The organism is Pedobacter ghigonis (assembly GCF_903166585.1).
GTDB classification, from domain to species: domain Bacteria; phylum Bacteroidota; class Bacteroidia; order Sphingobacteriales; family Sphingobacteriaceae; genus Pedobacter; species Pedobacter ghigonis.
This window is the reverse complement of record NZ_CAESCM010000001.1, coordinates 47,285-69,559: the sequence shown is the minus strand read 5'-3', so window position 1 is coordinate 69,559 and position 22,275 is coordinate 47,285. Positions and strand designations below refer to the sequence as shown.

16 protein-coding genes are annotated in these 22,275 nt (G+C 41.1%); 11 read left to right on the top strand and 5 right to left on the bottom strand.

Translation table 11 applies throughout. From position 1 onward, the window contains the following. Nucleotides 1-89: 89 nt before the first annotated feature. Nucleotides 90-2,504 carry an outer membrane beta-barrel family protein gene (locus HWV58_RS00320; RefSeq protein WP_175632154.1) on the bottom strand — a complete coding sequence of 805 codons (2,415 nt, stop codon included), beginning with the start codon at nucleotides 2,502-2,504 and terminating at the stop codon, nucleotides 90-92. A 208-nt stretch (nucleotides 2,505-2,712) separates the two neighbouring features. Here HWV58_RS00320 and HWV58_RS00315 point away from each other — a divergent pair, with 208 nt between their 5' ends. The 10 genes from HWV58_RS00315 to HWV58_RS00270 all read left to right on the top strand — a co-directional run bounded on the left by HWV58_RS00315 (nucleotide 2,713) and on the right by HWV58_RS00270 (nucleotide 17,526). Continuing rightward, nucleotides 2,713-3,720 (top strand): sensor histidine kinase, encoded by a 1,008-nt coding sequence (locus HWV58_RS00315; RefSeq protein ID WP_175632153.1) that lies wholly within the window; start codon nucleotides 2,713-2,715, stop codon nucleotides 3,718-3,720. Between the two features lie 39 nt (nucleotides 3,721-3,759). After that, a complete protein-coding gene (locus HWV58_RS00310) occupies nucleotides 3,760-4,488 on the top strand; it encodes a LytR/AlgR family response regulator transcription factor (protein WP_175632152.1) in 729 nt (242 codons plus the stop codon). Between the two features lie 234 nt (nucleotides 4,489-4,722). Then, entirely contained in the window at nucleotides 4,723-5,199 is a 477-nt protein-coding gene (locus tag HWV58_RS00305; RefSeq protein ID WP_235972600.1) for a nucleoside triphosphate pyrophosphohydrolase family protein, read from the top strand. A gap of 3 nt (nucleotides 5,200-5,202) precedes the next feature. Then, complete coding sequence (locus HWV58_RS00300) at nucleotides 5,203-6,054, top strand: alpha/beta fold hydrolase (RefSeq protein ID WP_175632151.1); 852 nt, start codon at nucleotides 5,203-5,205, stop codon at nucleotides 6,052-6,054. Nucleotides 6,055-6,569: 515 nt separating this feature from the next. Then, nucleotides 6,570-7,664, top strand: coding sequence for an L-rhamnose/proton symporter RhaT (gene rhaT, locus HWV58_RS00295; RefSeq protein ID WP_175632150.1), 1,095 nt, complete (start codon nucleotides 6,570-6,572; stop codon nucleotides 7,662-7,664). Nucleotides 7,665-7,694: 30 nt separating this feature from the next. Then, nucleotides 7,695-9,815, top strand: a complete 2,121-nt coding sequence (locus tag HWV58_RS00290) for a bifunctional aldolase/short-chain dehydrogenase (protein WP_175632149.1) — start codon at nucleotides 7,695-7,697, stop codon at nucleotides 9,813-9,815. A gap of 363 nt (nucleotides 9,816-10,178) precedes the next feature. Beyond that, nucleotides 10,179-11,459, top strand: a complete 1,281-nt coding sequence (locus HWV58_RS00285; RefSeq protein ID WP_175632148.1) for a sugar isomerase — start codon at nucleotides 10,179-10,181, stop codon at nucleotides 11,457-11,459. Between the two features lie 14 nt (nucleotides 11,460-11,473). After that, the gene (locus tag HWV58_RS00280) at nucleotides 11,474-12,859 is read left to right on the top strand and encodes an FGGY-family carbohydrate kinase (protein ID WP_175632147.1); all 1,386 of its coding nucleotides are present in this window, start codon (nucleotides 11,474-11,476) and stop codon (nucleotides 12,857-12,859) included. 40 nt (nucleotides 12,860-12,899) lie between these two features. Continuing rightward, nucleotides 12,900-13,931, top strand: a complete 1,032-nt coding sequence (locus HWV58_RS00275; protein ID WP_175632146.1) for a GntR family transcriptional regulator — start codon at nucleotides 12,900-12,902, stop codon at nucleotides 13,929-13,931. A gap of 181 nt (nucleotides 13,932-14,112) precedes the next feature. Beyond that, nucleotides 14,113-17,526 (top strand): DEAD/DEAH box helicase, encoded by a 3,414-nt coding sequence (locus HWV58_RS00270; protein WP_175632145.1) that lies wholly within the window; start codon nucleotides 14,113-14,115, stop codon nucleotides 17,524-17,526. A gap of 148 nt (nucleotides 17,527-17,674) precedes the next feature. Here HWV58_RS00270 and HWV58_RS00265 read toward each other — a convergent pair whose 3' ends face one another. The 4 genes from HWV58_RS00265 to HWV58_RS00250 form a co-directional block, all read right to left on the bottom strand. Then, complete coding sequence (locus HWV58_RS00265; RefSeq protein ID WP_175632144.1) at nucleotides 17,675-18,493, bottom strand: NAD(P)-binding domain-containing protein; 819 nt, start codon at nucleotides 18,491-18,493, stop codon at nucleotides 17,675-17,677. A 37-nt stretch (nucleotides 18,494-18,530) separates the two neighbouring features. Then, nucleotides 18,531-19,463, bottom strand: coding sequence for an NAD-dependent epimerase/dehydratase family protein (locus HWV58_RS00260; RefSeq protein ID WP_175632143.1), 933 nt, complete (start codon nucleotides 19,461-19,463; stop codon nucleotides 18,531-18,533). 171 nt (nucleotides 19,464-19,634) lie between these two features. Further along, entirely contained in the window at nucleotides 19,635-20,234 is a 600-nt protein-coding gene (locus HWV58_RS00255) for a Crp/Fnr family transcriptional regulator (protein WP_175632142.1), read from the bottom strand. 48 nt (nucleotides 20,235-20,282) lie between these two features. Next, nucleotides 20,283-20,864 carry a thymidine kinase gene (locus HWV58_RS00250; protein ID WP_124560759.1) on the bottom strand — a complete coding sequence of 194 codons (582 nt, stop codon included), beginning with the start codon at nucleotides 20,862-20,864 and terminating at the stop codon, nucleotides 20,283-20,285. Nucleotides 20,865-20,985: 121 nt separating this feature from the next. Between HWV58_RS00250 and HWV58_RS00245 the strand changes: the two genes are divergently transcribed. Continuing rightward, entirely contained in the window at nucleotides 20,986-22,161 is a 1,176-nt protein-coding gene (locus HWV58_RS00245; protein WP_175632141.1) for a ubiquitin family protein, read from the top strand. Nucleotides 22,162-22,275 lie beyond the last annotated feature (114 nt).

Here is a 22,275-nt window from a genome sequence, read left to right as displayed (position 1 = left end):
AATCGTTGAAACTGGTTAACTGTTTGTTGACGATTCACTCTCTACAATTAACCAGTTAACCGATTTATACAATTAACCAATACTAACCTTTAATTCTTACCCACCCTGTTTTCCTCCTCGCTGGTACCTGTACTTCTGCTGCGGGCAGTTTTTATTTTCATATTGCCGAACTTATAAGTGAAATTTAAGTTTACCCTGCGACTTTCCCATTCATTTCTCCAGTAAGTTTTAATGTTGTTGTATTCCAGGTTAGCCCTGAAAGCACTGGTGTTAAAAATATCATTAACCTTTAAAGCAAGGGTTGCATTCTTTTTCCAAAATGTTTTTTTCGCGCCAATATTTAACTGGTAACTGCCTAAACTCTGGAACAGGCCCGAAACCGACGGCGAATCGTAATAGGCATAAGTAGTTAAGCTATAGTTTTTAGGTAAAGTTATGGTATTATCCATCATTACCGACCAGTTCCACGAGAAAGCATTAAAGCCATTTCCCTGCACCGCCGATTGTGTGCGGTTAAAACCTGCCGAAACCTCGGTATTGTTGTTCCACCATTTGGTTATATCAACCGGACTACCTGTGGCCATATAAAAATTGGTGGTGCGGTTCAGGTTTTCGGGTCTTGAAATACTTTCTTTAGTCACATCATTTTGGTACACCACTTCCCACATCGAACCATTGTTAACCGAATAGCTTAAGGTTAATACCCTGAAATTTTTGATCGAATAATTTAGTTCGAAACTGTTGGCAAAAGAAGGCTGTAACATAGGGTTCCCCTGTAGTGCAGTGTAAGGATCGCTGTAGAAAGTAAAGGGGTTTAAACTGCTGTAGGATGGACGGTTAATACTTTTCCGGTAAGCTGCGGTAAGCAGGTTGTTCGAATCAATTTTTAAAGAAACAAAAACGGTTGGAAAAAGCTTCCAGTATTTTCTGTCGATTAGCGTATTGGTACCCGATGAGCTGCCATTGCCCAGCGTTTGTTCGGCCCGAAGACCTGCCTTGATTTGTATATTTTTAAAACTCTGATCCAATGAAAGGTAGGCTGCATTGATGTTCTCGTGATATAAAAACTGGTTTGTACGGCGGGCATCATTTATCCAGCCTGCTGTTTTTAACGAGTCGAAACGCACATCACTTTGCGATTTTACCCAGCTGCTTTTCCAGCCGGTTTCCATTTTAAATGTTTTGGTAAAGTTTAAAGTATAATCGGCCTTTACCGAGTAAATAGATACGTTGCCCATTCCAATATTGCGCAAATCGATGGGGCTGCCAATCACATTGTCATTTACATCAAGGTAGGTGTTGGTGAAGGTTTCGTTTTTGCTGTTATCGTAACGTACATAATCAGCATCGAAGCCCAGTTCGCCGCCTAAACTATCGGTTTTATAACGGTAGTTTAGGTTAAAGGCATGGTTTTTTTCTGTATTGGATTGCGGATTAAACATCGATGTTGCACCCATTTTTGCACCCGCTGCATTGTAATTGATAGAGTTGCTGTTTACTTTGGTTTCTTCTGGAGCGGTAAAGCCTTTTACCATTATACCTAAAGTATGCTTCTCGTTCATAAAATAATCGGCCCCGGTAGAGTAGTTGAGGCTATTGGTAACCGGATGCCAGAAATTAAGCTGGTTATACTGTTCTTCGCCAATGCTGCGGTTTAGGGTTAAGCGGTTGTAAGAATTGTAATGGCCGGCATTTAAACGGAGATAGGTACTCACCTTACCGATGTTGTAGTTGAGGTTGGTTCCTGCACTCATTTTTTCGTACCTGCCATAACCTCCGCCAAGGTTCATGTTGCCATTAAAACCCTGCATTTTGTTCCTTTTTAGTTTAATGTTAATAATTCCGGCGGTGCCCGCTGCATCAAAAGAAGCAGGAGGGTTAGAAATCAGCTCGATTTTACTCAGTACCGAACCAGGCAGCAATTTCAGGTAAGTGGTTAACTCCTGGCCACTCATGTAGCTCATTTTACCATCAATCATCACGTTGATGCCGCTTTTACCCTTTAGTACAATATTATCGTCCTTATCCAGCTTTACACCTGGCGACCGGCTAATGACTTCAAGTGCATTGTCGCCGGCAGTATTCATCTGCTCTACATTGACAATTACCCGATCGGCTTTTTGATCGATAACAGGCATTTTGGATACAATGTTTACTTCTTTTAAGTTTTGGCTGCGGTAAGTTAATACAATCACAGGTACTTTTACAGTGGTTGCTTTTACCTCAAAACTTGCTGATTGATTCCTATCATAACCCATCATCAAGGCTTTGATTAAATACCGGCCAGCTTTAACATCATTAAACTCATACGCGCCTTGCTGGTTGGTAGCCTGTAAAGCAACCGAAGCCGAATCGGGCAGGCGGATTAGTGCCACTGAAGCATAATCTAAAGCTTTATTGCTTTTATCGGTGATTGTTCCGGATACCTTGCTGCTTTGGGCACGGGCAGTTTGAATGCCTGAAATAAGTAATATAAGAAGAGCGGTTTTAACTAAGCGGTTCATTGGTTGTTGTTTTATAATTAATTGGTCCAAAGATGCAGCGGCCGCAGGAGTCTGAAAATTATATCATCCCAAACCCTCAAAATATTATCCCAACCGCTTAAAGCGCTGTAAATCCTTTTCGTACTAAAAAAGCAGGGTTTGGGATAATTATTTACAGGTTTGGCATAAGAAAATAGGCAGTTAAAAATGCTTTGTATAGTTTTAGGGCATGAAAACTTTAAAAACGATTGCGATACATATTCTTTGCTGGGTACTTGTTTTGGGCTATTTTTATGGTGGTGCAGTGATAGAAGGCACTACTTTAAGGCAATCGGCCTTTACCATATCCATGAATTTTATTCAGATCATGGAGTTTTATATCTGCTATTTGTGGGTATATCCCCGGTTTTTGAAAAAGGGCAAAATCCTTCAGTTAATTGGCGGCATTTTGTTAACCATAGCGATATTCACTGCCTCGAGATATTTGATTGAAGAAGTTTTGTACTTAAAATGGTTTGGTTTTCATAATTACGCTGAAGGTACAACGGCCTGGCATTACATTTCTGACAACATTTACTGGAGTTTGGCCTTTATCGTAGTACCTGCTGCGGTTTACGGGATAGAAAAAAGCTTTTTGGCCGAGCGGATGAACCTTAAACTCAAGGATGAGGTAGTAAAGGCCGAACTTTCCTTTTTAAAATCGCAGATTAATCCACATTTTTTGTACAATACACTAAACTATGTGTATTCGCTGGCCATTCCTGTTTCGGATAAACTGGCTAATGCGGTTTTGCGACTGTCTGATTTGATGCGTTATACCTTAAACGATAGCCCGGATGGGAAAGTGAACTTAGATAAAGAAGTGGGGTATTTGGAGAGTTATGTAGAGCTGTTCAAGATGCGTTTCGAGCCTAATTTTTATGTTACGTTTACAACTGAAGGCATTGGCGACCAGAAAATTGCTGCACTGATACTGATTCCCTTTGTCGAAAATGCATTTAAGCACGGCGTGGTAAACGATGAAGCACAACCGGTACGCATTAAGCTTAAAGTGCAGCAAAAACGACTGAGTTTTGAGGTCAGCAATAAGATTAGTCATGCACAAAAAGACCACAGCAGTGGGGTAGGGATGGTAAACGTACACCGCAGGCTGGATCTGATTTATCCTGATAAGCACGAACTGTTGGTTTCTAACAACGGCAATACCTATAAAAGCACGTTGATTTTAAATTTATAGCTTTACCTTTAAATCCGAATTACCTTCAAAATCTTAACTATGATCCGTTGCCTTGCTGTTGATGATGAATCTTATGCCTCCGATATTATTGCGGCATTTATCAATAAAACACCTTTCCTCGAATTAGTAGGCACCACCACCAATGCCTTTGAGGCACTGAATCTGGTGCAGGAAGGAAAAGTTGATCTTGTGTTTCTAGATATCCAAATGCCAGAATTGACCGGCATACAGTTTTTGAAAATATGTGGAGGCAAATGCAAGGTAATTTTAACTACCGCTTATCCCGAATATGCGTTGGAAGGTTTTGAGCTTGATGTGGTCGATTACCTGTTAAAGCCCATCTCTTACGAGCGGTTTTATAAAGCAGCCCAAAAGGCACAGCAAATTTTAGCTCCCGTACCAGCAGCACAGCCCGAAGTAATGCAACAGCCTGCCCCGGGTAACGACTTTATTTTCATCAAGGGCGATACCAAAAATAAATTCATCAAAGTAAATTACGACGATATTTTATACATAGAAGGACTTAAAAACTATGTTTCGGTGTACACTGCCACGCAGCGGATCATCACTTATCAGGCCCTGCGCGAGCTCGAAACACAATTGCCAAAACCACCTTTTTACCGGATTCATAAATCTTACATCATTTCTATCGAGAAGATTAAAATGATTGATGGCAATACCGTTTTTATTAACGATGAGGCCATTCCTGTTGGAGAAACCTACAAGGAAGAGTTTTTTAAGGTGGTAAGGGAAGGGAAGAAGGGTTAGGTTAACTGTTAAATCGGTTAACTGGTTAATTGTTTGTATAACCTTACAGTTAACCAGTTTCAACAATTAACCGATTAACCAAGTTGATGGATAAACTTCCAGTTAGCCAATTTCAACAATTAACCAATTAACCAAAAATAACCGCTTAACCAAAACTAACCACCGGTGTGCATAAAATCTCCCGAATATTTCTTCCGTTTTTTTTAAGTTTGCTGCATAAAGATTAAATTGAACATGAGCATGCAAGAAACCAATTCGCTAAACCAGGTTGCCGAATTCCACACCACTTTTAAACACCCTATTCTCGAAAATCCGGTTATTCCATCTAAGCAAAGAGCTAACCTGCGTATTTCGCTTTTGGCCGAGGAGTTAAAAGAATTACAGGAAGCGGTAGAAAACGATGATCTGGTAGAAGTTGCCGATGCATTATGCGATTTACAGTATGTTTTGGCCGGCGCTATACACGAATTTGGCTTAGGTGGAAAATTTAAAACTTTATTTGATGAGGTGCACCGCTCTAACATGAGTAAGGCTTGCAAAACAGTAGAAGAAGCCGAAAACACCATTCAGTTCTATTTAGATAAAGACGGAACAGAATCTTACTACAAGGAAATCGACGGACTGTTTCTGGTATTCCGTAAATCGGACGACAAGACTTTGAAATCGATTAATTATTCTCCTGCAGATTTAAAATCGCATTTAATTTATTAATCATTGAAAAGGCTAAAGCAGTTAATTGGTGATTTGAAGCATCAGCCGGATAAGCCCGATGCGGCTTTAATGCGCGAATTTATTTTTTACTCGCCTAAAATGCCACTGCGCCTGCATCAGGAGCAGCTTATCGCCGAATCAAAACAATTTAGCCTCCCGGTTTTCGATACCTATTTTACCAGTTCCGAAATCCGTATCAATTGTTTTAGCTGGGGTAAAGGTAAAAGGAAAGTGTTGCTTACGCACGGCTGGGCTTCAAAAGCATTGGATTTTTACGAGCTTATTGTTGCGCTGTTAAAAAACGACGATCTGGAAGTAATCGCTTTTGATGCACCCGGCAACGGAAGTTCTGTTTCTGAGTTTTCGAACCTGATGCTCTATGCTGATTCGGTTAAATCGATAGCGCTCAATTATGTACAGCCTGATATATTCATTGGTCACTCGCTGGGTGGAATGGCCAATGTTATTGCCCTGCAGGAGCTGGGTATAGAACCAGAACTACTGGTTAGTATTGCGCCTTTAATCAGGCTCAAAGAGAATTTTGAACAAAGCCTCGATTCAGTTAACATTGCCAGCAAAGACCAGGAAGTTTTCTTCAGCAATTTTGAACAAGAGTTCCCGGTTCCGGCAAGTTATTTTAACCTGACCAGTTTGTACCAGTTAAAAAACGATACCAATCATTTTCTGGCTTTCGATCCCGAAGACCATATTTCACCCTATTCTTTTTTACAGGAATTTCTAGCTAAAAACTCAGCAATTGTAGCTCAATCATTCGAAGATGTAGGGCATTACAAAATTCTTAAGTCGGTTGATGTAATTGAGGATATTGCACAGCGGATTCAAATATTGAGCTAGTTTTCTGTTTTTACTTTGATTTTGTGCTGCGCATAGCAGGGACGTTTCAAAGTAACTTTGATTTGGCCCTGCCCATGGCAGGAAGGTTTCAAAGTAATTATGTCTGGATTCGCTTGAAACAGCGACTATCTAAATTAATTTCTTCTTTTTTTGTCAGTGGTAATGGCTAGGCGGCAATTAATTTCCACCTAAGACACCTAAGTGCACCTAAGGCCTGGTTGGTAGTTTGCCGGCTTAAATGTGCTTACATGTCTAAGGTGGTTAAAAAACAATAGTGCTATGATATTAGACACCTAAGTGCACCTAAGGCTTAGTTTGCAGTTAGCAGGCTTAAATGTACTTACATGTCTAAGGCGGTAAAAAACATTAGGGCTACCTACATGTCTAGGATGGTTAAAAAACATCCTGTATCACCATCGTAAAAATCAAGGTGATTAATTTAAATCCATAACAGTGCATAACAGTTAAAATTACTGTAAATTATATTTTAGGGCAACCAAATATTAATTAACAGCATGCAGGCAATTTTAGGCGTTATTTTTCATTTCTTCGGTGGTTTCGCCTCCGGAAGTTTTTACATACCATATAAAAAGGTTAAAGGTTGGGCCTGGGAAAGCTATTGGATCGTAGGCGGGATATTCTCCTGGCTCATTGTTCCACCGCTTGCCGCTTATTTAACTATCCCGAATTTTACGGCCATTATCAGCAGTACCAATGGCAGCATTTTATGGCTCACTTATTTTTTTGGTGTGCTTTGGGGCATTGGTGGCCTTACTTACGGCTTAGGTGTTCGTTACCTTGGCGTATCGTTAGGTAGTAGCATTATTTTGGGGCTCTGTATGGTTTTAGGCTCCATCTTACCTTCAATCTACTTCGATTTTTTCCCGCAGGCAGGTAAAGATACTTTCACCATGTTTCTGCAAACCGATTGGGGGCGCATGGTTTTACTGGGTTTACTGGTATGTGTGCTGGGTATCGTGATTTGTGGCAGGGCCGGTATGATGAAGGAAAAAGAGATGAAAACCGATATTACCGATCCGCACGGAATGGAGGTAAAAACAGAATATAAATTTGGTCTGGGCTTATTTGTAGGTATCGTATCAGGGGTGTTAAGCGCTTGTTTCAATTTTGGCATCGAAGCCGGTAAACCCATGGCCGATGCCGCAAACGCCATCTGGAAAGCCGCTAATCCGGCTGAAACCGGTAATTTTCTTTATCAAAACAACGTTACTTATGTAATTGTACTTTGGGGCGGACTTACCACCAACTTTATCTGGTGTATGGTACTTAATGCCAGGAACAAATCATTTGGCGATTATACGAATAAAACAACACCACTGTTAAAAAATTATATTTTCTCGGCCCTTGCTGGTACCACCTGGTTCCTGCAGTTTTTCTTTTACGGAATGGGCGAAAGTAAAATGGGTAATGGTGCCAGTTCGTGGATTCTGCACATGGCCTTCATCATCTTAATTGCAAATGTTTGGGGCCTGGTGTTAAAAGAATGGAAGGGTGTATCGCGTAAAACACTGGTAACGGTTTTGGTGGGAATTTTAACCATCATTATTTCGGTACTCATTGTGGGTTATGGCAACTCAATAAAAGGTTAATCAATAGAAAAATTTAAATAGAATATAATAATGTCAATCGATACGAAAAGTTATAAGCATGTAAGCTATCTGTGGGATGAAGAGGAAGCCGCAAAACTGGCTGGTGATGAAGTTGCTTTGTTAATCTACCGCTCAAATTTATTGGGTGCTGATTTACGCCTCACCAATTATGGAGGCGGTAACACTTCTTGTAAATTGTTGGAAAAAGATCCTTTAACCGGACTGGAAACAGAAGTAATGTGGGTAAAAGGTTCGGGGGGCGATTTAGGTACTTTAAAGAAAAGTGGTTTGGCCGCTTTGTATGTTGACCGTTTGCGCAGCCTGAAAAACATTTACCGCGGCGTAGCTTACGAAGATGAAATGGTTGAACTGTTTAACCACTGCATTTTCGATTTAAGTTCAAAAGCACCATCAATTGATACCCCGCTGCACGGTTTTCTACCCTTTAAGCATATCGATCACCTGCACCCTGATGCAGCCATTGCCATTGCAGCAGCAAAAGATGGTAAACGCATTACCCAGGAGCTGTTTAACGGTACCATTGGTTGGGTAGAGTGGAAAAAACCAGGCTTTGAGCTGGGCTTACAGTTAAAGCAGTGCTTAGATGAAAACCCGGGCATCCGTGGTATTATGTTAGGTTCGCACGGCTTATTTACCTGGGGCGATACCGCTTATGAAAGTTATTTGAACACTTTAGAGGTAATTGAAATCTGTTCAGACTATCTTAGCCAGAACTACGGAAAAAAAGGTCCTGTTTTTGGCGGACAAAAAATAGAAAGTGCTGAAGCCAGTAATCGTAAAAAACAAGCTGCTGCTTTAGCACCGGTTTTACGTGGCTTGTGCTCTTCAAAGCAACACATGATTGGTCATTTTACCGATGATACACGTGTTTTGGAGTTCATCAATTCGAACGATCTTGGCCGTTTAGCGCCAATGGGAACAAGCTGTCCCGATCACTTTTTACGTACCAAAATCAGTCCGCTGGTATTAGATTTAGCCAGTGATGCCGATTTATCGGATGTTAAAGCATTGAAAGAGACGCTTGAGCCTGCTTTTGAAGCTTACAGAGCGATGTATACGGATTATTATGAAACCTGTAAACATCCAAACAGTCCGGCTATTCGCGATACCAACCCGGTAGTAATTTTATACCCTGGTATTGGTATGTTTACTTTCTCGAAAGATAAACAAACAGCAAGGGTGGCGGCAGAATTTTACATCAATGCCATTAACGTAATGAAAGGGGCAGAAGCTGTTTCTGAATATACCTCATTACCACATCAGGAAGCTTTTAACATTGAATACTGGTTGCTGGAAGAAGCAAAATTACAGCGTATGCCTAAGCCTAAACCACTTACCGGTAAAATAGCACTGATTACAGGCAGCGCCGGTGGAATTGGAAAAGCTATAGCTAAAAAGTTTGTAGCAGAAGGTGGCGTAGTCATTTTAAACGATATGAATGCCGAGCGTTTAGAAGAAGCGGGTAAAGAATTTGCTGCACAATTTGGCAAAGACTCTTACAGCACCGCTATTTTAAATGTAACCAGCGAAGAAGACATTAAAAATGCTTTCGATGCCGCTGCGCTGGCTTTTGGTGGGGTAGATATTATTGTAAACAACGCAGGCTTATCTATTTCTAAAACCATTGCCGATCATACCGAAAAAGATTGGGACCTTTTATATGATGTTTTGGTAAAGGGACAGTTTTTTATTACCCAGGCTGCAACAAATACGATGCAAAAGCAAAATATCGGTGGCGATATCATTAATATTGTAAGTAAGAATGCTTTAGTTAGCGGACCGAATAATGCAGGTTATGGTAGTGCAAAAGCAGCCCAGTTACACTTAAGCAGATTAAACGCTGCCGAATTAGGTGCTGATAACATCCGCGTAAACGTGGTTAACCCTGATGCCGTAATCAGCGATAGCAATATCTGGGCTGGCGGATGGGCTGAAGGCAGAGCGAAGGCTTATGGCATTACCGTGGCCGAGTTGCCAGCTTATTATGCAAAACGTACTTTGTTAAACCAGATTATATTGCCAGATGATATTGCCAATGCTTGCTTTGCCTTTGTTGGTGGCTTATTGCAAAAATCAACCGGCAATGTGCTCAATGTAGATGGCGGAGTGGCCATGGCATTTGTACGATAATGAAATGTAACCACAGATAAAAAGGATAAACACAGATGGAATTTGTACTTAATCTATCGGTTGGTGTTCTCACCAACCGAAAAAGATGATACACTAAGCATAGGTGCTAATATCTGTGGTTAATAAATGTAGTCTGTGTAGACACAAACCACGGCGATAGTTTTGATCTATCGGCTGGTGTCCTCACCAACCGAAACGATAGTTTTAAATTCAGTTTTAGTAAGTTGTTTCATCGGTCTGTGCTTGGCACGGACCGAAAATGACTTTAATTTTTTTTATAATCGTCCTCGTTTGTAACGAGGATGAACGGGAAAGGCGATTGTATCGCCACAATAATTAACCTAACAAAAACCAAATATTCTCATGAATATCGAGCAGAACCAAATAGAAAAACACAACGACTCTTTGTTAACCCCACATCAGCGTAAACTTGCTTTCTTAAAAGAAGACTGGGCACACGTTGATCTGGAAAGCGTAATCCAGAAACTGGTCGATTTTCAGATTGCTATTCCTAGCTGGGCATTGGGCACAGGCGGAACCCGTTTTGGCCGTTTTGCCATTACCGGTGGAGAACCACGCACCATTGAAGAAAAAATTGAAGATGTAGGTTTGTTACATGCTTTAAACGGTGCAAGCGGGGCTATTTCGCTTCACATTCCATGGGATATTCCTCAGAATGCCGGCGAATTAAAAAAACTGGCTGCAGGTTACGGCCTTAAATTCGATGCCATGAACTCCAACACCTTTCAGGATCAGGCTGGTTCGGCCCACAGTTATAAGTTCGGTTCATTACAAAATGTAAATAAAGCCATTCGCAAACAGGCGATTGAGCACAATATAGAAGTAATTAAACATGGTATTGCGTTAGGATCTGATGCATTAACTGTTTGGCTTGCCGATGGATCTTGTTTCCCTGGCCAGCTTAATTTTCGCAAGGCTTTCGAAAACACTTTAGAAAGTTTGGAGGAAATTTATTCGGCACTGCCCGATGACTGGAAAATGTTTGTAGAGTACAAAGCGTTTGAGCCTAATTTTTATTCAACAACTGTTGGCGATTGGGGCCAGTCATTGCTGTATGCAAGCAAGCTCGGTAAAAAGGCCTATACCTTGGTTGATTTAGGTCACCACCTGCCAAATGCTAATATCGAGCAAATTGTTGCCCTGTTGCTAATGGAAGGGAAGTTAGGTGGTTTCCACTTCAACGATTCTAAATATGGCGACGACGATTTAACTGCCGGAAGCATTAAACCTTACCAGTTGTTCCTGATTTTTAATGAGCTGGTAGAAGGAATGGATGCAAAAGGAATGAACCATGCTAAAGATCTGGGCTGGATGATCGATGCTTCGCACAATGTAAAAGATCCTTTAGAAGATTTGCTGCAATCGGTTGAGGCCATTATGATTGCTTATGCACAGGCGCTTTTGGTTGATAGAAAAGCCTTAAATGCTGCTCAGGATAATAATGATGTAGCCAAAGCACAGGAAATTTTGCAACATACTTTCCGTAGCGATTTAAGGGCAATTGTTGCCGAAGCCCGCTTAAGGGCAGGTGCGGCATTATCGCCAATCGGTTTATACCGCGATTTAGCTGTGAGAAATAATTTAGTTAATCACCGTGGAAAAACTGTAGCTACAGGTTTGTAAAGAGGAGAATAGAAATGCCAAAACCTGTTATTGCCATATTTGATGTTGGGAAAACGAATAAGAAACTGTTCCTGATTGATGAAAATTATCAGATCGTTTACGAACGTTCGGCCCGTTTTGTTGAAACCGTTGATGAAGATGGCGAAGTTTGCGAAAACCTGGAAAGCTTGCGTTCATCTGTTTACGATTCCCTCCATCAGGTTTTGCAGTTAAAAGAGTTTGATGTTAAGGCCATTAATTTTTCAACCTACGGTGCAAGTTTTGTGTACATCGATGAAAATGGAGAGCCTTTAACACCACTTTACAATTATTTAAAAGCATATCCAGAAGCACTTAAAAAGAGCTTTTATGCCACTTATGGCGGTGAGGATAAGATTTCGTTAGAAACTGCCTCACCGGTTTTGGGTAGCTTAAATTCGGGCATGCAGCTGTACCGCCTGAAGCATGAAAAGCCGGAAATATTTGGCAAAGTGAAATGGGCGCTACACCTGCCTCAATACCTCAGTTATTTAATTACAGGGAAAGCTGTGGCCGATATTACCAGCATTGGCTGCCATACCCAGCTGTGGGATTTTAATAAAAACCAGTATCACAATTGGGTCTCAACAGAAAAGATCGACGATAAGTTCGGGGCTTTTACTCCGGCCGATTCGAGCCTGAAAACCGATTTTGAAGGCAACACCATCAAAGTTGGTGTAGGCCTGCATGATAGTTCTGCCGCATTGATCCCTTATCTTGCTAATTTTAATACTCCTTTTGTACTCATTTCTACCGGCACCTGGTGCATCAGTTTAAACCCGTTTAACCAGGATCCGTTAACTGCCGACGAGCTGAAGCAGGATTGCCTTTGTTACATGCACTTTAAAGGTAAGGCCGTTAAAGCATCGCGTATTTTTGCAGGTTACGAACATGAGGTACAGCTTAAACGCATCGCCGAACATTTCGACAGGGCCGCTTATTTGTTTAAACACCTGAAGTTTAACCCGGCTATGATTTTAAAACTGGCCAATAAAATCCCCGAGAATAAAGATGCACAGACAGGCTTTTCCGCAAACTCGGCATTTCCTGATCGCGATCTGAATCTTTTCCAAACGGCAGAAGAAGCCTATCATCAGCTCATTTTTGATTTGGTGAAACAACAGTTGTACTCGTTAAAGTTGATCCTCAATTCCGGTGTGAAACGGATTTTTGTGGATGGAGGCTTTGGTAAAAATGCCATTTATATGCATTTACTGGCTACCGCTATTCCCGATATTGAAGTGTATGCCTCTTCGGTTTCGCAGGCTACGGCTATAGGTACTGCTTTGGCCATTAACGATGCCTGGAATGAAAATCCGGCACCAACGGATATGATTCAGTTAAAATACTATTCGGCCATACAACGTACATTAGATTTTTAGGAATTTCCTTATATTGGGAATCCTAATACCCCTAACCATTTTGAAACCAGAAGATCTAATACCCTATCTGAATGTTGATGAATACTCGTCGACCCCCAAATACAAACAGCTAACCAATGCCATTTTAGCGGCAATAGAAAGTGGTAAGCTGCTTAAAAATAGTTTGTTGCCCTCTATTAATGAACTGAGTTTTAGTTTGGAAATGTCGCGCGATACTGCCGAAAAGGGTTACCGCAATCTGCGTAAACTCGGGGTGGTAGATTCAGTTCCGGGTAAGGGCTATTTTATCATCAATACCGATTTCTCGCGAAAGCTAAAAATCTGTCTGCTGTTCAATAAGCTCAGTACACATAAAAAGATCATTTACGACTCCTTTACCAAAACCATTGGTGAGCGTGCCGCAATTGATTTTTACATCTACAACAACGATTACGCGCTGTTTAAAAAGATGATCGTAGCCAAGCGCGATGATTATTCTCACTTCGTTATCATTCCGCATTTTTTAGAGGGTGGCGAAAATGCACACGAAATTATCAATACCATACCCAAAGAGAAACTGGTTATCCTCGATAAACTTTTGCCTGGGGTAACCGGCAATTATGCGGCAGCCTACGAGAATTTTGCACAGGATATTTATGCCGCATTAGAGCAGGCTTTAGATCGCCTTTCAAACTACCGCACCTTAAAAATCATCTTCCCCCGGAACAGCTATTTCCCACATGAAATACTAACTGGTTTTTATCGTTTTTGTCAGCAGTACGCCTTCGATCATAAAGTGATCCACAATATCAAAGATGAAGAGATTAATCCGGGTGAGGTATATATTAACCTGATGGAAGATGACCTGGTAATGTTGATTGAGCGTTTGATTGCACAAAAGCTCAAAATAGGTAAAGATGTAGGTGTAATTTCTTACAACGAAACACCTTTAAAAAGAATCATTTTGGATGGAATAACCACCATTTCGACGGATTTTAGCGAGTTAGGTGCCCAGGCAGCTGAATTTGTACTCAGTGGTAAAACCGAACGGGTAGAGGTGCCTTTTTATTTGAATTTGAGGAAATCGCTGTAGTATGTAGTTGATCCGTCATCTCGACTGAAGCGTAGCGAAATGGAGAGATCTTTAATAGATTTCTCGACTTCGTTGCACTACGCTCGAAATGACGATATTCAATTGTGCATAAAAACCCTTAAACGAACTTTACCCCGAACCGAATAATCATTACTTTTATCGCTTAGCCTTTTAATTTTAAATGAGTGAACCGGTAACAAAACAGCTGCGATCAGAAGAAAACCCTTACGATTATATTTTAAGGGATTTTAACCTGAAAGCGCTTAGCGAGATTGTTATCCTCAAACATTTGGGCGGATTGGTACATACCGATGTTAAAGGTTTCTATCAGTTATATCCCGAACAGATCGAAATCGATTTTGCGGCGTTTAGTCACGCAGAAGCTGTCAAGCCCTTTCCTATAGTGATGGTTCAGCAGCAGGAAGATTCGGTTAAGCTCTCGTGCCGCTGCACTTCACCCAAAAATAAACTGTGTACACATCAGGCACAGGTTTTATACAATATTCTGCAACGCCAAGAGCTGCGTATTTTCTTCGATGTTAACCTGCGCAGGGAAAAGCTAATTAAAATAGCTGCCGATTATGGACTGGAAAAGGAAAAAAATCCCGATTTGCTTTTTAACCTGCAATACCACAATGGCGAGGTTGAAATTAAGCCCAGAATGGATGCGCTACAGCCCTTTAACAAAGAGGCACAGCAAAACTTAGCAGAAATCCTGCTGCCCAAATCAAAACCACAGCCTACAGCTTCTGTTAAAGGAGATTTAAGTAAAATGATCCTGGTGCTGGGGCAGCATCGTTACTACAACCATTTAACCGTCGAGCTATTTGAGGCTGCCATTACCAAAGCGGGCAAAGTTAAAAATCCACTTAAAGGTATTAATCCGGCCGATTTAATTTTTAAAACAGAAGATGCTGATCTGTTGAAATTTTTTAGCGGCATCAGCACTTTTCAGCAACATTACAATACCGATCAAAGCGAGGTAGAAATTGAAGCATTAAAAGCCATTGTTAAAAATCCTGCTCAAATTCCGGTTTACCTGCAGGATCCTAAACAATCTTCGGTTATTAAGCCATCTTCCATTTTGGCCGTTGATGTTCAGCCACTCAGTGTCGATTTGCGGCTTTCGGTAAACCAGCGCGAGGATTATTACGAAATCACCGGTCGTTTAATCATTGATGGGAAATCGTACGAACTCGATAACCTGCAACTGGTGCACCAGTATTTTGTAAAGCTTAAAAATCAGCTTTATCTCATCAGCCGACTCGATTTTTTAAGGGTAATCGGATTTTTTAAAAAGCAGAGCAACCGGTTAATCTTGCACAAAAGCAAATATCCCGAATTCCAGAAAACCATCCTGATTCAGCTGGAAGGTAGTATTCATGTCGATTATTCGTATTTGAAACCCGCCAGCAAAAGTCAGATTGAAGAAAAGGGTTTCGATCTGGAAAACGAGCAGCTAATTTACCTGTCCGAATCGGAAGATTTTATCCTGCTAACGCCTGTAATGCGTTACGGAAATTTGGAAATTCCTGTTTTATCGAAAAAGCAAATTCAGGCACAGGATAAATTTGGCAATGTTTTTAAGCTTGACCGTGATGAAAAAGCTGAACTGCAATTCATTTCAAACATCATTAGGTCGCACCCTTATTTTTACGAACAAATAGAAAATGATTTTCTGTTTGATCAGAGTAAATACGATTCCTTTTACCTGCATCGAAAGCGGTTTTTAGAAGAAGCCTGGTTTTTAGATGCCTTTGAAATCTGGAGGAACAAGGATATTCAGATTTTGGGCTTTAATCAATTGAAAAATAACAAGCTTAGCGAGTTTAAGCCCGAAATAAACATTGAAGTAATAAGCGGATTAGATTGGTTTGAAACCAAAGTAGAAGTCAAATTTGCCAAACATATTGTTCCCCTAAAGCATTTGCACAAATCTATCCGCAATAAAAGCAGGTTTATTAAGCTTGATGATGGTACTGAAGGCATTTTGCCGCAAGAGTGGGTAGAAAAATTTGCAGCCTATTTTAATGCAGGCGAGCTTACCGAAGAAGCTATCCTGACACCGAAAATTAAATTCGCTACGGTTAACGAACTGTATGAGGATGCATTGCTGGATGGCGAAGTTAAAAATGAACTGAAGCTTTATAAGCAAAAATTTGAAGGGGCCAATTCGATTGAGGAAGTAGAAGTGCCGGCAACTTTGCAGGCAACCTTGCGCCATTACCAGAAAGATGGCTTAAACTGGCTCAACTTTTTAGATGATTTTAATTTTGGTTCGTGCCTGGCCGATGATATGGGCCTTGGTAAAACCATACAGATTTTAGCCTTCATTTTATCGCAGCGCGAAAAAGTGAAACACAATGTCAATCTGGTTGTGGTTCCGGCATCGCTGATTTTTAACTGGAAAGCCGAAGTAGAAAAGCTTGCACCATCAATACGCGTTAAAACCATTTATGCCGGCGAACGAAGCAAAACCACCGATGATTTTGATCAGTACGAAATCATTTTAACCTCCTATGGTACCCTGCTTTCGGATGTTCGTTTTTTGAAGGATTACCGTTTCAATTACATCTTTTTAGATGAGTCTCAGTTGATTAAAAATCCCGAATCGCAACGTTACAAAGCTGTTAGGATGTTACAATCGCGCAATAAGGTAGCCATAACCGGTACACCAATAGAAAATAATACTTTCGATTTGTACGGGCAATTATCTTTTGCCTGCCCCGGACTGTTTGGCAGCAAGCAGCAGTTTGCCGATTTGTATTCAACGCCGATTGATCAGTTTAAGGATAGCCGCAGGGCCGACGAACTTCAGCGAAAGGTGAGACCGTTTATTTTACGCAGAACGAAAGAACAGGTGGCTAAAGAACTTCCCGATAAAACCGAGATTATTTTGTACTGCGAAATGGGGGAGGAGCAACGTGAAGTGTACGAAGCCAACAAAAAAGAGATTCAGGATTTTATTTTAGGTAAACAGGAAGACGATTTGCCTAAAAGCTCCATGCATGTACTAAAAAGCATTACCACCCTAAGGCAAATTTGTAATTCGGCAGCTTTGCTGGCCGATGGGAAATCTTATTTGCAGGCTTCTTCCAAAATTGAGGTATTGATGGAACAAATTGAAAGTAAAGCCGGTAGACATAAAATATTGGTCTTCTCGCAGTTTGTAACCATGCTCGATTTGATTAAGAAACAACTCGAAAATCGTGGGATTGGTTATGCATATTTAACCGGTCAAACGCGTAACAGAGAAGAAGTGGTGACTTCGTTTCAGCAGAATCCGGATTTACCGGTTTTCCTGATCAGTTTAAAAGCAGGAGGTACAGGACTGAATTTAACCGAAGCTGATTATGTTTACCTGGTCGATCCATGGTGGAACCCGGCGGTAGAAAATCAGGCTATTGACCGTGCTTATCGGATCGGTCAGCACAAAAACGTAATGGCGGTGCGGTTAATCTGCCCTGATACCATTGAAGAAAAGATTATGAAACTGCAGGCTACTAAAAAAGATCTGGTTAAAAACCTGATACAAACGGAGGGTAGTTTTTTCAAGAATCTAACCAAGAAAGAGCTGCTGGGATTGTTGAGTTAATTGGTTTGTATAGAACAATTTAAGTGCCTCACAAAGGTGTTCGTCATTTCGAGCGGAGTGCAACGTAGTCGAGAAATCTGTCTAAATAGATCTCTCCATTCCGCTGCGCTTTAGTCGAGATGACGACTTTATTTTGGACTTAAACTAGCTAAATCCCGACCTTGAAATCGTAGTCTAAATACTTCGGCACATTCAAACTCTTTACAATTTTCCAGATTTTCTTTTCTGCGATAAATGCAGGAAGAGCTAAACCCGATACTTTGGCTGCTTCAACATAGAAATCCATTTTAGCCGGATGTGAGGGTGAGCAGGCATGATAAATCCGGCCAAAGGCCTGTTTTTCGATCAGCGCTATGGCAATACCAACGGCATCGGTTTGGTGGATTAAATTTACCGGTGCCAAACCATTCGGAATATCGCTTTTCCCGGCAAAGAATCTTCCCGGATTACGGTCGGGACCAATTAAACCCGCAAAACGGATAATGGTAGCATCAGGGTTTTCTGCTTTGAAAATTTCCTCGGCAGCTACCACAACTTTGCCCGAATCGGTATCCGGACAAGTTGGCGTTTCTTCATTTACAAACTGGTTTTCGTCGGCAAAAACACTGGTCGAACTGATCAGTATAATTTGGCTTGCCTTGCCTTTGGCTGCTGCTAGAATCAACTTAATTTTTGCAGGGTAATCTTTCAGCTCAGCCGAGTTTCTTTTTGGTGGGATACAGATAAACAAAGCATCGCATTCAAAAAAAGAAGGTGCTGCCTCAATTTTTTCAGTGCTGAAGTTAAGCAGGTAAGGATTAATTTTCGCTTCTGCCAGTGCGGTAAGCTTGGTTTCGGTGGTGGTTGATCCGTTAACGGCGTAACCCCTTGCAATGAGTGCTTTGGCAAATGCAAAGCCAAACCAGCCACAACCTAAAACCGAAACCTTTTTAATTGCTTTTTGATGCACGTTAGAATCTGAAATCATAGTGCCTAAAGATAGCGTTCTATGGGTAATTTATTTGTCAATTCTGTTTCTTGTACAGGGTTTTAGATAGTGCTAAAATTCCGTCATGATAACTGGTTGGTTTAAAGTTAAATGCTTTTTCAAATTTGGAAGAATCGAAATGATAATCATGATCGTACTGATAATACATTTCTACCGTGCCTGCAACCACTTTTTTAAATAAGCCAACCAAACGGAGCATCAGTTTATTAATGGTCGAATAACGGGCTTTGGTTTCGTAAATCTGAGCAGCCATTTCGATAAAAGCCTTTCCTTTTAAGGGTGCAGCTGTTGGTAAATGCCAGATTTGGTTACCCGATTCAGGTGTTTGTCCTAACAGAAATAGTGCTTTGCCTGCATCTTCAATGTAGGTAAAACTGTGCAAGGTGTTGGGGTTTCCTATCCACTGCCCGCTGGTGTTTTTGGCAAACTTATCCAATATCATCATATCGAAAAAACTGTTCATGGAGTCGGTGCCGTAAAAATCGGCAGCACGGGCAATGGTTGCGTTAATGTGGCCAGCTTTACTTTCATCCATTAATTGCTGTGCTATTTTTGCCCTTACTTCGCCTTTTTGGCTGCAGGGTTGATAAGGGGTATTTTCTGTCATTGGCCCCTTTACCAGTCCGTACATGTAAACATTGTCGAAAAATATCAGCCGCGCTCCGGTATGTCTGCAGGCATTAATCACATTCTGGATAATAACGGGCCACTGTTGCTGCCATATTTGGGCATCGTAAGTTAAACCGGCACACAGATAGATTACAGATGAACCTTCTGTTGCGGCAAGTACTTCTTGCTCGTTTAATAAATCGGCTTTGAGCCAGCTTACATTGGGATTGGTGCTGCTTACCGGTTTTCTGCTTACCAATCTAACCTTTTCGTTATGGGCAATCAGTTCTCTCGTTAATGCGTTTGCTGTTGGCCCGCCGGCGCCTAATATGGTGTGCATAGCTTTTCTTTTTTTGATTGACTCAAAGTTAGCTGAGCTAAAGTGCTAAAACGTTAACAAAAGATAAGGATTGAAGAAAACATCAACTTTAATCTGAGCTTAATTCCAAAGGTGATTGCTTTTCGAAAGGATTTCTCCATTTGCTGTACTCCATTCGAAATGACGGTTGTCTTATTGTAAAAGTGTTCTTTTGCGGATGCGGGAAAGTGAAACAGGCGTAATGCCCAGAAAATTGGCAATGAAATGCTGCGGAACCCGCTGAAAAATATCTCTGCCGGTTTTCTCAAGCGCAGTATAGCGTTCTTCGGGACTTTGCGTTATAAAAGCTGTTACCCGGTCTTCGTAGCAGCAGATGTAATATTCAGCTATTAAACGACCAAAACGTTCCATTTTTAAGGCTAGTAAAGGGTGGTTTAACATTTGCTGAAGATTATTGTAAGCGATCAGCACCAATTCGGTTTCTTCAAGTGCCTGAATGTAATTGGCGCAAGGTGTACGTTTAACGAAACTTTTGTAGGCGCTCATCAGCTCGTTTTCAAAGCTAAAGTATCCGGTAATTTCCTGTCCGTCTACTATGTGATAGTAGCGTACTGCCCCGCGGGTAATAAAGGCCATGTAATCGCACACTTTACCTTCAATAGCAAAATGTTCTTTTTTGCTTAAGGTAGCAAAACTAAGGTATTGCGTAAATATCTCCCATTCTGTTTCGTTAAACGTTACAAATGGGGCAATACCTTTTCTAAATGCTTCAAGTTGAGATAGCCTGTCCATATCAGAAATAAAATTCTGATTAAAGATACAGATTTACGGGGAATAGGATTAGCCCTTACCAAGATTGTAACAAGCCCTGCAACGGGGCTCGTAGCTTTCTTTTTCGCCTAGCAGCACAGTGGCTTCGTCGGCTGCCGTACGGTAGCTATACAAGGCTGGGTTGCCACAGCAAACACAAACAGCATTCACTTTGGTTACATGTTCGGCAATAGCCATTAACGCCGGCATAGGGCCAAACGGTTTGCCGGTAAAATCCATATCCAGCCCTGCAACAATAACACGGATGCCTTTAAGGGCTAATTTATTGCATACATCAGGCAGTTCATCATCAAAAAACTGGGCTTCATCTATACCTACAACCTGGGTATTGGTACCCAATAATAAAATGGCCGAAGCACTGTCAACCGGTGTAGAGTTAATCGAATTTAAATCGTGCGAAACCACTGCAGTTTCGTGGTAACGGGTGTCGGTACGGGGTTTAAAAATCTCGACATTTAATTTAGCAATCTGGGCCCTTTTCAATCTGCGGATCAGCTCTTCTGTTTTGCCAGAAAACATGGAGCCACATACCACCTCTATGCTTCCCGAAAATTCGCCTCTTCTTCTAAAATTTTGTTCGCTAAATAACATGCCCTGTTTTTTATTCCCCTAGGTGTACTATAATTTTTAAACCGAACAAATATGAGAATTATGTGTTATTTTTGAACACATAGTTACCAACATAAATCGATCAGAAATTCGTTTTAACTTTATGATGAACCAACAAGATATTTTCAAAAAGATAGGCAGCATTTTAGCAGAATTAAATGAGCAATACCAGTTTTTGGCTCAAAACCCTCAGCAGCTGAATGATTTGGAGCTGGAACTTTTTCTGGCCAATGCACATTTCCTTTCCGATCACGTTAATATCGTTAAAAAACTAAATACCATCGTTGAAGAAAAAACACCTGAACCGGGCAATCATCCACGTTTAGAAGAACAGAATACCATTATCCTGCCCGAAGTAACCAAAAGCTATGTAGAAGACGATGAATGTTTCGATCCGCAGGAGCTGGAAGAAGTGGTAACGGCGGAGGAAGAAGAGGCTCGCGTAGACATTAAACCTGCCCGTGAAATTATTGATGAAGAAGCTATTGAAGAAGAAAAGGCGGCTTCGGTTCTAAAAAATGATTTTTTTAAACCAGATCAGGACGATCATACTTTTGAATTTGTGCTGGGAACGCACGATGAAAATGCACAGTTTGATTACGAGGTAAAACCAGCCGAAGAAATTTTCGACCGCCCTTTAAGTAAAGAAGAGGCCGAAATTTTGGCACAAAAGAAAAGAATACACGAAAAGGAAAGAGCTTTACCAGCAGAAGAAACCGTTTTGCCTGCCGAGGATGATGAAATTGGTCCTGAACCTTTTCTGATAGATCATGAAGAGATAGACGAGGAGGAGGAAGAAGTAGTAGCCGCACCTAAAGAAGAACCTGTTGTGGCAGTTTCGCAACCTATTGAAGTACTTAAAGAAGTAGAACTGGATGAACCTATTATTTCGCCTCCTGTTGAGCATGAGAGACCGCTATTTACACCAGAGGCAGTTCCGGTAAAACCTGCTCCACAACCAGTGGCTGCTAAGCCCGCGCAGAGTTTAAATGATTTGCTGGCCAAAACAAATGGCAAAGCCGATGAGCCGCTAAAAGCACCGATTGCTGATTTGAAACAAGCCATTAGCTTAAACGAAAAATTACTTTTTATTAAGGACCTTTTCAACGGCTATAACCTGGCCTACTCTGAAGCGATTGATATTGTAAACAAAATGAACAGCTTTGAAGCTGCTGATGGTTTCTTACAAAATAATTATGCCGCAAAAAACAACTGGGCCAGTAAGCAAGCCACTGTTGATCAGTTTTACGAATTGCTGAACAGAAGGTTTAGTAAGTAAAGCGGATGGCGTTTTGCGGTAAGCGTTGGTTCATAATTGTCCGCTTTTGTAACTCTTGATCGTCCGCGTTTGTAACGCGGATGTACGAGCCCGGCATTTGCAATGCCTTTAATC